Source organism: Streptomyces sp. CA-249302, from assembly GCF_050936785.1.
In the GTDB taxonomy this organism is placed as follows: domain Bacteria; phylum Actinomycetota; class Actinomycetes; order Streptomycetales; family Streptomycetaceae; genus Streptomyces.
The window spans coordinates 4,479,327-4,493,920 of the sequence record NZ_JBNJMG010000001.1; the positions used below are offsets into that span (position 1 = coordinate 4,479,327).

15 protein-coding genes and 1 tRNA gene are annotated in these 14,594 nt (G+C 70.6%); 7 read left to right on the forward strand and 9 right to left on the reverse strand.

The features are described 5' to 3' along the window. The first annotated feature begins 29 nt into the window (after positions 1 to 29). Entirely contained in the window at positions 30 to 884 is an 855-nt protein-coding gene (locus tag ACQEWB_RS19980) for a helix-turn-helix transcriptional regulator (RefSeq protein WP_432832830.1), read from the forward strand. Positions 885 to 1,228: 344 nt separating this feature from the next. Here ACQEWB_RS19980 and ACQEWB_RS19985 read toward each other — a convergent pair whose 3' ends face one another. Beyond that, a complete protein-coding gene (locus tag ACQEWB_RS19985; protein WP_432832832.1) occupies positions 1,229 to 2,617 on the reverse strand; it encodes a cystathionine beta-synthase in 1,389 nt (462 codons plus the stop codon). A 148-nt stretch (positions 2,618 to 2,765) separates the two neighbouring features. Here ACQEWB_RS19985 and ACQEWB_RS19990 point away from each other — a divergent pair, with 148 nt between their 5' ends. From ACQEWB_RS19990 to ACQEWB_RS20000, 3 genes are all read left to right on the forward strand, one after another. Beyond that, on the forward strand, positions 2,766 to 3,806 hold the full coding sequence (locus ACQEWB_RS19990) for an SGNH/GDSL hydrolase family protein (protein WP_432832834.1): 1,041 nt from the start codon (positions 2,766 to 2,768) through the stop codon (positions 3,804 to 3,806). 128 nt (positions 3,807 to 3,934) lie between these two features. Beyond that, positions 3,935 to 5,155, forward strand: a complete 1,221-nt coding sequence (locus ACQEWB_RS19995) for an acetyl-CoA C-acetyltransferase (RefSeq protein WP_432832836.1) — start codon at positions 3,935 to 3,937, stop codon at positions 5,153 to 5,155. 272 nt (positions 5,156 to 5,427) lie between these two features. Then, complete coding sequence (locus ACQEWB_RS20000) at positions 5,428 to 6,213, forward strand: hypothetical protein (protein ID WP_432832838.1); 786 nt, start codon at positions 5,428 to 5,430, stop codon at positions 6,211 to 6,213. Here the strand turns inward: ACQEWB_RS20000 and ACQEWB_RS20005 are convergent, their stop codons facing one another. Next, the gene (locus ACQEWB_RS20005) at positions 6,214 to 6,525 is read right to left on the reverse strand and encodes a hypothetical protein (RefSeq protein ID WP_432832840.1); all 312 of its coding nucleotides are present in this window, start codon (positions 6,523 to 6,525) and stop codon (positions 6,214 to 6,216) included. It lies immediately after the preceding gene. Between the two features lie 104 nt (positions 6,526 to 6,629). Here ACQEWB_RS20005 and ACQEWB_RS20010 point away from each other — a divergent pair, with 104 nt between their 5' ends. Further along, complete coding sequence (locus tag ACQEWB_RS20010) at positions 6,630 to 6,860, forward strand: DUF4287 domain-containing protein (protein WP_242765788.1); 231 nt, start codon at positions 6,630 to 6,632, stop codon at positions 6,858 to 6,860. 74 nt (positions 6,861 to 6,934) lie between these two features. Here ACQEWB_RS20010 and ACQEWB_RS20015 read toward each other — a convergent pair whose 3' ends face one another. The 6 genes from ACQEWB_RS20015 to ACQEWB_RS20040 form a co-directional block, all read right to left on the reverse strand. Beyond that, the gene (locus tag ACQEWB_RS20015) at positions 6,935 to 7,822 is read right to left on the reverse strand and encodes a Bax inhibitor-1/YccA family protein (RefSeq protein ID WP_432832843.1); all 888 of its coding nucleotides are present in this window, start codon (positions 7,820 to 7,822) and stop codon (positions 6,935 to 6,937) included. A 147-nt stretch (positions 7,823 to 7,969) separates the two neighbouring features. Continuing rightward, positions 7,970 to 9,145 (reverse strand): 4-hydroxybenzoate 3-monooxygenase, encoded by a 1,176-nt coding sequence (locus tag ACQEWB_RS20020; RefSeq protein ID WP_432832845.1) that lies wholly within the window; start codon positions 9,143 to 9,145, stop codon positions 7,970 to 7,972. Between the two features lie 162 nt (positions 9,146 to 9,307). Beyond that, positions 9,308 to 9,979 (reverse strand): hypothetical protein, encoded by a 672-nt coding sequence (locus tag ACQEWB_RS20025; RefSeq protein ID WP_432832847.1) that lies wholly within the window; start codon positions 9,977 to 9,979, stop codon positions 9,308 to 9,310. Positions 9,980 to 10,427: 448 nt separating this feature from the next. Beyond that, a complete protein-coding gene (locus ACQEWB_RS20030) occupies positions 10,428 to 12,332 on the reverse strand; it encodes a hypothetical protein (RefSeq protein ID WP_432832849.1) in 1,905 nt (634 codons plus the stop codon). A 201-nt stretch (positions 12,333 to 12,533) separates the two neighbouring features. Then, positions 12,534 to 12,752 (reverse strand): hypothetical protein, encoded by a 219-nt coding sequence (locus ACQEWB_RS20035; RefSeq protein WP_432832851.1) that lies wholly within the window; start codon positions 12,750 to 12,752, stop codon positions 12,534 to 12,536. Between the two features lie 73 nt (positions 12,753 to 12,825). Further along, complete coding sequence (locus tag ACQEWB_RS20040) at positions 12,826 to 13,041, reverse strand: hypothetical protein (RefSeq protein ID WP_360823865.1); 216 nt, start codon at positions 13,039 to 13,041, stop codon at positions 12,826 to 12,828. Positions 13,042 to 13,280: 239 nt separating this feature from the next. Between ACQEWB_RS20040 and ACQEWB_RS20045 the strand changes: the two genes are divergently transcribed. Continuing rightward, entirely contained in the window at positions 13,281 to 13,655 is a 375-nt protein-coding gene (locus tag ACQEWB_RS20045; protein WP_432832853.1) for a transcriptional regulator, read from the forward strand. Between the two features lie 190 nt (positions 13,656 to 13,845). Continuing rightward, a complete protein-coding gene (locus ACQEWB_RS20050) occupies positions 13,846 to 14,046 on the forward strand; it encodes a hypothetical protein (protein ID WP_432832855.1) in 201 nt (66 codons plus the stop codon). Between the two features lie 65 nt (positions 14,047 to 14,111). Here ACQEWB_RS20050 and ACQEWB_RS20055 read toward each other — a convergent pair. After that, a tRNA-Leu gene (locus ACQEWB_RS20055) sits at positions 14,112 to 14,195 on the reverse strand. Between the last annotated feature and the right edge of the window lie 399 nt (positions 14,196 to 14,594).

Below are 14,594 nucleotides of genomic sequence, written 5' to 3' on the forward strand. Positions count from 1 at the left end.
AATCCCGCCGCTCCCCTACGATCGAACCCATGGACGGGGACCTCGGAGATTTCCTGCGCTCGCGCCGCGCCCGCATCCAGCCGGAGGAGGTGGGGCTGCCGTCGCACGGGCGGCGCCGCGTACCCGGCTTGCGCCGGGAGGAAGTGGCGCAGTTGGCGGGCGTCAGCGTCGACTACTACATACGCCTGGAACAGGGGCGTGGGCCCGCGGGCCCCTCCCGGACGAAGTCCGGGGGAGTTTCCGATGCCGTACTGGACGCCATCGCGCGCGTACTGCGGCTCGACGAGACCGAGCACGCCTATCTCCACGCGGTGGCCCGCCCTCGCAAGCAGGCCGAGCGCCCCTCGACACCCCGCGTACGGCCGGGCATCCAGGTACTGCTCGACAGCATGGAGCGCACCCCGGCCATGGTCATGGATCACCGGATGACCGTGCTGGCCTGGAACGCCCTGGCCGACGCGGTGCTCGGCTTCAGCGGTACGACGCCCAGGGCCCGCAGCATGCCCCGCCAGGTCTTCCTCGACCCCGCCGCCCGCGATCTCTACCCCGACTGGCAGGCGGTGGCCGCGCAGAACGTCGCCCACCTGCGGGTCCTGGCCGGCCACCACCAGGACGACCGCGAGCTGACCTCACTCGTCGGCGAACTCTCCCTCAAGAGCGAGGACTTCCGCCGCCTGTGGGCCGACCACCAGGTCAAGGAGTGCTCATACGGCGTCAAACGCCTCCGCCACCCGGTCGCGGGCCTGCTGACGCTCCCGTACGAAACCCTGGCGGTCCCGGGCGACGGCGACCAGACACTGCTCGTCTATACGCCGGAGCCAGGCTCGGAGACGACGGAAAGGCTTGCGCTGCTGGGAAGTTGGGCTTCCACGCACGTGGGCTGAGAGGTCGGGTGACCCCGGAAAAGATATGCGCGGGGACCGCCGCACCCCCGTTACCGGGGGGCGGGACGACGGCGGTCCCCGCGAGGGACGCTGACCGGGTCAGGGCCGGGTCTCGCGTCCGGCGTCCATGGAGGTCCGGGAGCCGCTCCGGAGGTCCTTGGACGTTCGGTGCCGGCTCGGGCGGGGAGCCGCTCCCGCCCTGCCGACACCCACTAATCTGCCGGACCCGTGTTAAGCGTGTGCTGCGTGGACGTGACACGCTCGTACCACTTCCGCGAAGTCACGAACTCCGATGATCACCGCAAGTTCGCCGAGGACACGGGCGGTTCACCGGACGTTTGCCGTCACTTCCCGCCCTTGGCGAGGAAGGCCAGCAGGTCCTGCCGGCTGATCACGCCGGTGGGCTTGCCCTCGACGAGGACGATCGCCGCGTCCGCGCCACCGAGCACCGACATCAGGTCGCCGACCGGCTCACCGGAGCCGACCTGGGGCAGCGGGGCCGACATGTGCTTCTCCAGCGGGTCCTCCAGGGAGGCCCGCTTGGTGAACAGGGCGTCGAGGAGCTCTCGTTCGACGACCGAGCCGACGACCTCGGCGGCCATCACGTCCGGGTGACCGGCGCCCGGCTTCACGATCGGCATCTGCGAGACGCCGTACTCGCGCAGCACCTCGATGGCCTCGCCGACCGTCTCGTCGGGGTGCATGTGGACGAGGGACGGGATGGCGCCGTGCACCTTGTCGTTGAGGACGTCGGCGACGCGGGCGCTGGAGCCCTCGTCCTCCAGGAAGCCGTAGTCGGCCATCCACTCGTCGTTGAAGATCTTGGAGAGGTAGCCGCGGCCGCTGTCGGGCAGCAGGACGACCACCACGCCGTTCTCGTCCAGCCGCTCCGCCACCCGCAGCGCCGCCACGACCGCCATCCCGCAGGAGCCGCCCACCAGCAGGCCCTCCTCCTTGGCGAGGCGGCGGGTCATCTGGAAGGAGTCCTTGTCGGAGACCGCGACGATCTCGTCGGCGACCGTGCGGTCGTAGGCGGTCGGCCAGAAGTCCTCGCCGACGCCCTCGACCAGGTACGGGCGTCCGGAGCCGCCGGAGTAGACCGAGCCCTCGGGGTCGGCTCCGACCACCTGGACCTTGCCGTCGCTGACGTCCTTCAGGTAGCGGCCGGTGCCGGAGATGGTGCCGCCGGTGCCGACGCCCGCCACGAAGTGGGTGATCTTCCCTTCCGTCTGCTCCCACAGCTCGGGGCCGGTCGAGTGGTAGTGGGAGAGCGGGTTGTTGGGGTTGGAGTACTGGTCGGGCTTCCACGCGCCCGGCGTCTCACGGACCAGCCGGTCGGAGACGTTGTAGTACGAGTCCGGGTGCTCCGGGTCGACGGCGGTCGGGCACACGACCACCTCGGCGCCGTACGCCCGCAGCACGTTGATCTTGTCGGTGCTCACCTTGTCGGGGCACACGAAGATGCAGTGGTACCCCTTCTGCTGCGCCACGATGGCGAGGCCCACGCCGGTGTTCCCGCTGGTCGGCTCGACGATCGTGCCGCCGGGCTTGAGCGCGCCGCTCTCCTCCGCCGCCTCGATCATGCGCAGGGCGATCCGGTCCTTGACCGAGCCGCCGGGGTTGAAGTACTCGACCTTGGCCAGGACGGTCGCCTTGATGCCCTTGGTCACGGTGTTGAGCCTCACCAGCGGGGTGTTGCCGACGAGGCTGATCATCGAGTCGTGGAATTGCACCGTTGTCTCCGGATGCTGCAAAAGAAGTGGTCGTGGTGGTTCCGTCAGCCTACGGCCCGCGAGGTTCGTTCACTCCCCGTTGAGATTGGTGGACGGTCTGTACGGGGCAAGGAGTGGATGTACGGCAACGAGGAGGTGGCGGCGGCGCATGACGAGCATGTCGAGGGCACGGGTGGCCCGGCGGATCGCGGCCGGTGCGGCATACGGGGGCGGCGGGATCGGGCTGGCCGGTGCGGCCGCCGTCGGTCTGCTGCTGGCCGAGGTGCAGTTGGCCAAGCGCCATGTGGGCAACGGCAGCGGGGGCCGGGTACCGGTGGCGGACGGCCTGTACGGCAACTCCTATGTCACCCCCGACGAACCTCCGCTGCGGCTGACGATGCTCGGTGACTCCACGGCCGCGGGCCAGGGCGTGCACCGGGCGGGCCAGACGCCGGGCGCGCTGCTGGCCTCCGGGCTTTCGGCGGTGGCCGAGCGGCCGGTGGAGCTCCACAACGTGGCCCTCCCGGGGGCCACGTCCGACGATCTGGACCGCCAGGTGGCCCTGGTCCTGGCGAACCCGGCCCGGGTGCCGGACGTCTGCGTGATCATGATCGGCGCGAACGACGTCACCCACCACATGCCGGCCACCCGTTCGGTCCGCCATCTCTCGGCGGCGGTGAGACGGCTGCGCACGGTCGGCGCGGAGGTGGTCGTCGGCACCTGTCCCGACCTGGGCACGGTGGAACAGGTCGGGCAGCCCCTGCGCTGGCTGGCCCGGCGGGCCTCCCGGCAGCTGGCGGCGGCCCAGACCATCGGCACGGTCGAGCAGGGCGGCCGCACGGTGTCGCTGGGCGACATGCTGGGCCCGGAGTTCGAGGCCAACCCCCGCGAGCTCTTCGGTCCCGACAACTACCACCCCTCCGCGGAGGGCTACGCGACGGCGGCGATGGCGATGCTGCCGACGGTCTGCGCGGCCCTGGCCCTGTGGCCTGCGGAGGAGGAACGCCCGGACGTGTCGCGCCGGGAGGGCTTCCTGCCGGTGGCGCGGGCGGCGGCGGAGGCGGCGTCCGAGGCCGGTACGGAGGTCACGGCGGCCATGCCGACCGGGTCACGAGGGCCGTGGGCGCTGCTCAAGCGGAGGAAGCGGCGCCGGGTGCAGGAGCCGGAGCCGCAGGCGGCGCCGGTCCCCTCCACCCAGCGAACCCCCTGAGCGAAAAAGCAAGCGCTTAGAAAACTGCGGCCAGGGTCACACCGCCACACCCGTGACCCTGGCCATACGTACGGGTAACTTCCCAAGCAGCCCTGCCCCGAAGAACCTCGTACGCCAATGGAGCCGTGATGCCCGAAGCCGTGATCGTCTCGACCGCCCGCTCCCCCATCGGCCGCGCCTTCAAGGGCTCGCTCAAGGATCTGCGCCCCGACGACCTCACCGCCACGATCATCCAGGCGGCCCTCGCCAAGGTTCCGGAGCTGGACCCGCGCGACATCGACGACCTGCACCTCGGCTGTGGTCTCCCCGGCGGCGAGCAGGGCCACAACCTGGGCCGGATCGTCGCCGTGCAGATGGGCATGGACCACCTGCCGGGCTGCACCGTCACCCGTTACTGCTCCTCCTCGCTCCAGACGAGCCGCATGGCCCTGCACGCCATCAAGGCCGGCGAGGGCGACGTCTTCATCTCGGCCGGTGTCGAGATGGTCTCCCGCTACACCAAGGGCAACTCCGACAGCCTTCCGGACACGCGCAACCCGCTGTTCGCCGAGGCCGAGGCCCGCACCGAGGCCGTCGCCCAGCAGGAGGGCACCAGCTGGCACGACCCGCGCGAGGACGGCCTGGTCCCCGACCCCTACATCGCGATGGGCCAGACCGCGGAGAACCTCGCCCGCGTCAAGGGCGTCACCCGCCAGGACATGGACGAGTTCGGCGTCCGCTCGCAGAACCTCGCCGAGGAAGCCATCAAGAACGGCTTCTGGGAGCGCGAGATCACCCCGGTCACCCTCCCCGACGGCACGGTCGTCTCCAAGGACGACGGCCCGCGTGCGGGCGTCACCATGGAGGGCGTCCAGGGCCTCAAGCCGGTCTTCCGCCCCGACGGCCTGGTCACCGCCGGCAACTGCTGCCCGCTGAACGACGGCGCCGCCGCGGTCGTCATCATGTCCGACACCAAGGCCCGCGAGCTGGGCCTGACCCCGCTCGCCCGGATCGTCTCCACCGGGGTCTCCGGCCTCTCCCCCGAGATCATGGGCCTCGGCCCGGTCGAGGCCTCGCAGCGGGCGCTGCGCCTGGCCGGCCTCACCATCGACGACATCGACCTGGTGGAGATCAACGAGGCGTTCGCCGCCCAGGTGATCCCCTCCTACCGCGACCTGAACATCCCGCTGGAGAAGCTGAACGTGAACGGCGGCGCCATCGCCGTCGGCCACCCCTTCGGCATGACCGGCGCCCGCATCACCGGCACGCTGATCAACTCCCTCCAGTTCCACGACAAGCAGTTCGGTCTGGAGACGATGTGCGTCGGCGGCGGCCAGGGCATGGCGATGGTCATCGAGCGCCTCAGCTGAACCTCTCGGTAGTCAACTGGCCACCCACCGTGAGCCGATGGCCCGGAGTCCGGGAAACCCCGGGCCTCCGGGCCGTTTTGTGATCCAATCTCCCCCAGGATGTGACCTATCTCCCTTAGCGAAGGGATTTACCCAGGTCAGCGCCACATCACCCCCAAACATCGGGCCCAAAGTCCTGCCCGATTCGTGACGTTACGCACTGACAGCTGGTTAGTCCGCCCTTCAAGCTGATGTAGGAAGTCGGGGGTCGACTTTGAACCGGGAGTACGTCAGTGAGCGCCATGCCGATCGCCTTGCTGGTCATCACGGCCGCCACGGGCGCCGTGGGCCTCGCCGTCCTGCGCACCCTGATGGTGTTGCGCCGTGAGGTCGCCGCCCTGCACACCCAGCTCGCCGCACAGCGCGTCCCGCACGCTCTGGTGCCGGCCGCCCGGCCCGCCGCCGAGGCCGACGAGATACGCGCCGCGGTCGCCGAGGCGCTCGCCGAGGAGCGGGAGCGGGAACTGGCCGAGGCGCGCGCCTTCTGGGCCGCGCAGGAGGCCCGTGACGCCTCCGACGCGCCCTCCCTGCTCGGCCTGCCCGACAGCGAGCTGTTCCTGCCCCGGCAGAGCGATTTCGTGGGCCTGGAGCCGCTGGAGCCGGTGACCGAGACGGGCGCCGACGCCGAGGAGTTCGCCGGGGACTCCCCCGAACTGGCCGCGGCCCGCCGCCGGCACCCCTCCCACCCGGACTTTGTACCGGTCCAGTCACCGGCCGTGGGCGACCACGAGCGCACCGTGGCGACGCTCGAGGAACTCGCCGCGTCCCGCGTCGAACTGGCCGACGTCCGCCCCGGCCCGCTCGGCACCCTCGACGTCTACGTCTTCGCCGACGGCACCACCCTCTGCATGACCCCGGGCCACCGCGAAACGGCGGAACGCCTCTCGGCGGCCCTGCGCGCGGGCGAGACCCCGGTCCTGCTGGGCGGCTCCGGGATATCGGGGGCGTACACCCTGACGTTCGAGTGCGGCGAGGAGAACGTGTACATCCTGGCCGACCGGGTCATAGCGTCCCTGTAGTCACACTCCGGCCCGCTGCTGGGCCTCGGCCACCAGCTCGACCGCTGCCGCCAACTGGCCCTCGTCATCCAGGACGAGGGCCAAGTCGTGTACGGCGACGGTGATTTGGTCGGCCGCCGCGAACATCCCGGCGTCCGGCATCACCCGGGGCTCCGCTCCAGGATCCTCCACGAGCTGGGCCCGGCGGGACAGTTCCCTGGCCAGTTCGAGCGCCTCGGAGGCTGCTCCCCTTTGCAGACGGCTCTGCGGCGCGGCCCGCAGACGGTCGGCGAAGTGATCCACGGCTCGCGTCAAGGGCGTCGTATCAACCACAGAACGAGCGTACGCGGCGCCGCAGGACTGTTGCCAACAGGCGAACGCTCAGGCACCGTGACCTGAAGGACCGGCTTACATCCCCTTTTCGTCCGGAGGCGCCGATGTCCCACGTCCTCTCCGAGGAGACCCACCGCAACATGCTCGCCCGCATCCCCCATTGCACCGGTCGTGAAGTCGCCGACTGGTTGCGCACCGTCGAAGAAGGCCCCGCCCTCTTCCGCTTCGAGGAAAAGGTCAGCTGGCTCCGCCACGAGCACAACCTCGCGTACGGCCACGCGAAGGCGATCGTCCACGAATACGACCTGAGGAGGGCAGCGCGCAAACTGCTCTAGCGCGCACCGAATACATGCCGAAGGGCCCCGGGTGAGAGAACCCGGGGCCCTTCGCGACAGCTACGGCCGGACCGCTAGTCGTTGCTGTTGAGGATCGCGATGATCCGCAGGAACTCCATGTAGATCCAGACCAGTGTCAGCGTGAGGCCGAAGGCCGCCAGCCAGGCCTCGTCCTTCGGCGCGCCGTAGGCGATGCCGTCCTCGACCTGCTTGAAGTCCAGGGCGAGGAAGCAGGCGCCGAGCAGGATGCCGACGACCCCGAAGAAGATGCCGAGCGGGCCGCTGCGGAAGCCGAGGCCGTCACCGCCGCCGAAGACCGCGAACAGCATGTTCACGACCATCAGCAGGATGAAGCCCATCGCGGCGGCCATCACGAAGCCGTAGAAGCGCCGGTTGACCCGGATCCAGCCCGCCTTGTAGGCGACCAGGACACCGGCGAAGACCGCCATCGTGCCGAGCACGGCCTGCATGGCCGCGCCGCTCGCGATGCGGTTGTCGACGATGCTGGAGAGGACGCCGAGGAAGACACCCTCGAACGCCGCGTACGAGAGGATCAGCGCGGGCGAGGCCTTGCGCTTGAAGGACTGGACGAACGCCAGGACCATGCCGATCAGCGCGGCGCCGATGCCGATCCCGTAGGAGCGGTTGATGTTGGCGTCGTCGACCGGCAGCAGCGCCCAGGCGAGCGCGGCCGTGACGATCAGGGTGCCGAGCGTGGAGGCCGTACGCAGGACGACGTCGTCCATGGTCATCCGGCCGGTGGTGGCCGGGGCCTGGGGCGGGGCGCCGTGCTGAAGGTCCTGCTGGGCGTACGGGTTGTTCGCGTAGGGGTTGCCCTGCGCGTACGGGTTGGCCTGCGTGCCGACAGCGGTTCCCCCGGCCTGCGGCGCGGCGTTGAAGCCCGCGTAGCCGTTGTCGCGGCTGAACCCCCGACGCGAGAAGACCGGGTTTCTGCTCCTCATTTCACTCCTCCATGGCCGCACGTCGCGGCCTTGGGCTCAAGAGTAATAGGTAGGCAAAGGATTGACCCTAGTGCTTGGGGAGGATCTTTCCCTCGTCGTGCTGCGCAACAAGCTACGCGGCCCGGTGATTCCCCTCACCATGGGGGCTCAATCGAACGCGAAGCCGGTGTATCCCTCGGCCAGATCGGTCTCGGCCGCGCGGGAGCTCGCGATCCGGTCGAGCCGGGCGCGCTGGAGCCGGTCGTCGAAGGGGGTGGCCCCGGGCGCCGGGTGCAGCATCGTCGTCATGTCGTACGAGAACCGCTCGGCCTGCCAGACGCGGCGCAGGCAGGTCTCGGAGTAGGCGTCGAGCAGCTCGCCCGATCCGGTGTCCTTCTGGTACGTCAGTGCCCTCGCGAAGGTGACGACGTCCCCCACGGCCAGATTCAGCCCCTTGGCGCCGGTCGGCGGGACGATGTGCGCGGCGTCGCCGGCCAGGAAGAGACGGCCGTACCGCATGGGCTCGTGGACGTAGGAGCGCATCGGTGTCACCGACTTCTGGGTGATCGGCCCGCGCTCCAGCCGCCAGTCGTCGTCGGTCTCGAAGCGCCGCGTCAGCTCGTCCCAGATCTCCTCGTCGCCCCAGGACTCGGCGTCGGTGCCCTCGGGGACCTGGAGGTAGAGGCGGGAGACGGACGGGGAGCGCATGGACAGGAGGGCGAAGCCGCGGTCGTGGCGGGCGTAGACCAGCTCGTCGTGCGAGGGCGGTACGTCGGCCAGGATGCCGAGCCAGCCGAAGGGGTACGTCCGCTCGAAGACCCGGGTCAGCTCCTCGGGGATCGCGCCCCGGGCCACGCCCCAGAAGCCGTCGCAGCCGACCACGTAGTCGCAGTCGAGGACGTCCTCGCGGCCCTCGTGCCGGAAGCGGACCCGCGGGCGGTCGGTGTCGGCACCCTCGACGGCCAGCGCCTCCGCCTCGAACAGCAGCGGGCCGCCCTCCTTGAGCTGGAGGGCGATGAGGTCCTTGCAGACCTCGGTCTGCGCGTACACCATCACGGACCGGCCGTCGGTGAGGGCGGGGAAGTCGACGCGGTGGCGCTTCCTGTCGTAGCGGAGCTCGATGCCGTCGTGCCGCAGGCCCTCGCGGTCCATGCGCTCGCCGGCGCCGGCCGCGCGCAGTACGTCGACCGTGCCCTGCTCCAGGATCCCGGCGCGCTGGCGCTGCTCGACGTAGGCGCGGTCGCGGCTCTCGAGGACGACCGAGTCGATGCCGGCGTTGTGCAGCAGCCGGGCAAGGAGGAGGCCGGCCGGGCCGGCGCCGATGATGCCGACGGTGGTGCGCATCGGGCGTTCCCTTCGGTGGGCGTCGTTGCCGTTGTTCGTGTGGTGAAAATTTCTTCACCAACTTCTGTCGTGAGTCTGCGCCCGGCCGCACTCGGTGTCAATGGCCCGGTGGCCGGCCGCCGGGCCGTGGGAGACGGACGCGGCGGCCGGGCACCGGTGGAATCACCTGGCCGGGGGCCAGCCGTCCATGTGCCGGTGGACGGCGACGGCCGGCTTCTCCTCGCCCTTGGGCGCCTTCGCCGCGGCGTCGTGCAGGACGCCCGTGACCTCGGCTGCCAGGGCGTCGACCTTCGTCCGCAGGTCGGCGGCGGGCAGCTTGGAGCGGCTGAGCGCGTCCAGTCGGCGGTGGATGTCCGCGAGCTGCCGTTTGGCGGTGGCGTCGAGGGTCAGCGGCCTGGGCGTGGAGACCACGAACTGGTAGGCCCCGGCGAGGGTCTGGCAGCCCGTGCACTCCTTGTTGACGGCGTCGCTGAGGTTCACGGCGTTGAGGTGCGTGCGCTCGCCCGCGATCGTCACGATCTGGAAGGACAGCGCGACCGAACGGCAGGCGTCGTCCGCCGAGCAGCCCGTGGAGACCGCGTTGGCCTGGTTGCGGGCCGAGGCGGCGTTCACCGTGCCGAACTGCCGGATGGTGAAGGAGTCCTTGGCCTGGGTGTGGTGCAGGCGGTCGGCGTGGGTGAAGACGTGGTCGGCGGCGAAGGCCGCGTGACCGGTCGCGGCCTGGGCCGGTACGGCGGTCGCCGCTCCGGCGACGCCGGCGGCGAACAGGCCGAGGCCGAGGGCGCGTCGGGTGAGCGGGTTGTGGGCTGGTCGTGGTTTTCGATGGCTGCTCAACGGAGCTCCTTGGTAGGTGGGTCGGATTCGGTTGGCGGGGGGCGGATGGCGTGGGCGCACTTCCGGGTGGTGGGGCCCGGCACCCGGGAGTGCGCCCACGCGGGCGGCCGGGGCGCCGACGGGATCGCCGGGCACCGACGCGGATCGCCGGGACGCCGACGCCTCGTCCCTCCGGCCGGCCGGGGACGTCCACCCCGGGCCGGCCGACGGAACGCGCCGCCCCTCGGGAGGCCTCCGGCGCCCGGCCGAACGGTCGCCGGGAGCCTCCCGACCCCGGCCGCCCGGCGGTCGGAAGGCCCCGACACTCGGCTGACCGGTGGGTCAGGAGCCCCGACACTCGGCCGACCGGTGGGTCAGGAGCCCCGGCGACCGGCCGACCGGGGTCGGGAGGCTCCCGGCGACCGGTCGGCCCGCCCTCAAGAGGCCGCCGACCGTCCGGCCGGCCCCCTCAGGACGCCCCCGGCGACTGACTCACCGGCGGCGACGAGGGCACGTCGGAGGGCGACGCCGGAGCGCTCTCCGAGGGAATCGGGGACGTCGGCGGATCGGACGGGCCGCCGCCGGTGCCGGACGAGGACGTCGGCCCCTCCGACGGGCCCGCGGAGGCCGGCGGCGGGGTCGTGCCGTCGCTCGGCCGGGCCGACTGCGGTGCGGACGGGGAGGCGGAGGCCGAGGCGGACGTACTCCCGGAGGCACCGTCCGAAGGGCCGTCGGACGGGCCCGAACCACCGGGCGACACCGACGGCGAGGCCGAGGCGGAGCCCGGGTCGGCCGAGCCGTTCGAGTCGTCGCCGGCCGGGGAGGCGTCCTGCGGGCCGGGGGCCTCGGTGGACACCCCGGGTTGCAGGATCGGCGCGATGGGCGGCTGCTTCGGCAGGGGCTGCGGGGTCATGCCGGAGACCCAGGCGTAGCTCAGGCCGGTCAGGCCGGCCAGCGCCAGCGCGCAGATCGCGAGCCGCAGTTTCGGGCGGCCGGACGTGGTGCGTTTGGCGGCGCGGAAGAGCCGGCCGCTCATCTTCACCGACAGGTACACGACGCCCGCCATGGGGCACATCAGCATGATGCTGCCGATCACGCCGACGAGTCCGGCGACGACCTGCCCCTGCGTGAACGCCCACCAGGTGCCCACGAGTTGCTCGGTCAGCGAGCGGGTCATGGTGGCGAGGATCCGCGGCAGGTTCCACAGGGCGTAGCCCAGCTCGCCCGCCAGCAGCGGCACCATGGTCAGCACCCACGTGGCGACGATGCGCCGGGCCGACTTCTTCAGCCCGGCGACCTCCTTGCGGGCCGCCTTCCCCTTCGCGCCCGGCACCAGCGCGAGCAGGATCGGCTTGATCTTGCCGTAGAGGTCGGGCACGCCCGCCAGGTCGCCCAGGATGTAGTAGCCGTCCAGACGGACGGCCGGCATCAGCTGCTCCAGGATCTCGAAGTGGCCGAGGTAGACCGCGGCCAGGAAGAACTGCTGGCCGGTGGCGAAGTAGGCCGCGGCCATGGCGAGCATGAAGACGACGTTGAAGTACACCCCGCCCAGGTCGGTGCGGATGCGCCCGCCCCGGCCGATCCGGTAGACGTCGGTGACGTCGGTGTACATCGACGGCCAGATCAGGAACAGCCCGCAGCCGATGCAGCCGGGCCGGGCACCCCCGTACTTGCAGGCGGAGGCGTGGCCGAACTCGTGGAAGACGAGGGAGGCCACGGTGAGCCCGAACACGATCAGGATAAGCACCGGCTGGTCGAGCACCTGGAGCACCGGCTCGATCGCCCCGAAGAAGCCGAACAGCCATACGTCCATGGCGACGGCGCCGAGCAGCACGGCCGCGACCACGACCGGCCGGTGCAGCCAGCTGAACGTCTTCGCGATCCGCGCGGTGCGCTTCTCGTTGAAGATGACGCGGTGGCCCTTGAGGGCGAGCAGCAGGTCGGAGCGCGGGGCGTCGACCTCGTCGCTCTCCTGCCCCTCGGGGACCGTCACCCCGAGCGGCTGGAGCTTCTTCTCCACCAGGTAGCGGATGTTGTCGCCGCTGACCTCACGGCCGAACCGCGCGCTGACGCGGTAGGCGATGGTCTCGATGTCGCGGACGCCGTCGATGTTCGACGCCACGAGGTACAGCAGCCGGGACAGCTGCACGACCTGCCCGTCCCCCCGGCGGGCGATGTACTTCGGCTCGGTGAAGCCCGAGCCCTGGTACTCGCCGTGCAGCTTCAGCCCCGCGCTCAGCCGCGGGACCAGTGACGGCTCGACGACCGGCAGGCTGCCGGTGGCGACCTGCGCGTAGGTCACCGGCCAGCCGCCCGGTCCGGGCACCGGCCCGGTGTCGTAGAGCGTCGCGGGCCCGTTCCCGAGCACTGTCATGTGTGGTCTCCCCCCACGTGTCCCCCATGTCCGCGCGTGTCCCCCCGTGACCGCGCCGCGTGTCCCCCGTGACTGCGCCGCGTTCCCCCCGGATCGCGGCGGGCCCCGACCGCGGAAGCGGTGGCTTTCCCCCCGGAAGCACCGCGGGGGCGGACCGCGCCGCACATGAGCGCGGTCCGCCCCCGGGGCCGTCGTCCCCTGTTACTGGGTGACGCTGATGGTCTGTCCGGCCGAGGACTCGGCGGCCGAGTACGACGAGTGGTCGTTGATGGCCGCGGACTCGTTGACGGCCTGGATGTTGGCCACGTGCTTGGTGACGTTGGTGGTGCGGTTGAAGCTGAACTTCAGCTTGCCCAGCGCCTCACGGCCCGGCAGCAGCTCCGCGGACTCGGTGTCCAGCTCGTGCATGTCCATGCTCATGATGGATGTCCCTTCTGAATGTTTCTGAATGCTCTGGATGCTTGGCGTTCGGTTGCGCGGCGGTGCGCGAGCGTTACTGCTTGACGCTGATCGTCTGGCCGGCGCCGGAGTCGGCCACCGACCACGACGAGTGGTCGTTGAGGGCGGCGGAGGAGTTGGCCGCCTGGATGTTGGCGACGTGCTTGGTGACGTTGGTGGTGCGGTTGAAGCTGAACTTCAGCTTGCCCAGCGCCTCGCGACCCGGCAGCAGCTCCGCGGACTCGGCCTCAAGCTCGTGAGCGTCCATCATGATCAATTCCCCCTCAGGGATAGGCAGTTCCGATCGGAGAGAGTCAGGTTCCCCCCGGACTCTGTCCAATCTGGTCGGACGAGCTGTCCAACGAGATTGGACACTAGGGCCTCCTGGGGCCGTCGCGCAACCCGTTCGGGGAATCACCCTTTCGGCGGCCCGGGGACGCGACCGTAGAATCGGCCCCGACAAGGACGAACAGCCCGTCAGCCGAGCGGCGAGCAGGAAGTGACCCACCCGTGGCCAACGCACTGCAGCAGTTGATCCGTGAGCGCCTCGACCGCAAGGGCTGGTCCTACGGTGAGGTGGCGCGCCGCGGCGGGATCCCGCGCTCCACCGTCCACCACCTGGCCACCACGGACCGGGTCGTGCGGATGCCCCAGTCGGGCACGCTGGAGGGGCTGTCCAAGGGACTTGAACTCCCGTTGGACACCGTCCGCCGCGCCGCCGCGGAGGCCTGCGGCATCCATGTGTACGGCAGCCCCGACGCGGCCGGCACGACCGCCGACCCCGAGGTCGACCTCCTCATCGCCAGCGTCCAGAAACTCTCGTCCGACGACCGCAGACATGTGGCGGCCCTGGTGGAGTCCCTCCTGGACCGCAAGGAGAAGTGACCGCGCATCCGTCAACTTCCGCCAAGTCGGAAAAAGAACTTCAACTGCCCCCGAACACACCGAGATCCCCCGCTAGTCTCTCGTCCTGCCCGCGGAGCGAGCCGCAAGTCCCCGGGCCGCTGGGGGGAATGTGTTGTTCGTGCATGGTGGGCCGGCCACGGCCGTGGTCCGTGGGCCCGCAGGAGAGTCGGTGGTGCTGCTGTCCGGCGAGCTGCCGGAGGTACTCACCGAGGATTCGGTCGCCGAGCTCCTCGACCTCGCCGCCGCGATCCTGGACGCGGACGAGCTGGAGCTGTTCCACGACTGCCTGAACACGCTGAGCACCTACGGAATGCGCGCCGGCCGCCGGGTCGAGGTGGAGGGCGCGGTCCTCACCGTCTACGAGGGATGACGACCGCCGCCGCTCACGAAGGGTGACACCCGCCCACGGAACGCGCTGTCCCGCAGGCACGGAAGTGCCCGGAGCCGGACTTGAACCGGCACGCCCGCGAAGGGGCAGCGAGGTTTAAGCTCGCCGTGTCTGCATTCCACCATCCGGGCAGGCCATGGGCTCCGCGTCGAGGTCCCGAGCCTATCGGGATGCTTCCCCCGAACAGCGGAACCCCGGACCGATGTTGTCTTATTTTATTGACGTCTGAGGGTGCATCAGCCCGTGGAACGAGCCATCCGCACTTGCCAATAGCCTTACGCGCGGCCGTCGGCGGTGCATGCGGAATGACGGAATTTCACCGCCCGAACGAGGGTGCTCCACCGGTTCTCGACGGTTCGGGGCTCCGCAGGGCGCAAGCGCTTGCGGCAAGGGGGGTACTCAGGGACCCCCGTCATCCCCAGGTATGACACAGGGTCCGGGCGTCCGACCCGAGTCGCCCCTGTGAACCGGAACAGCGGCTGACTACACGCCGCGGATCGGCCACGACGATGGAACACGTCCCTTCAAGA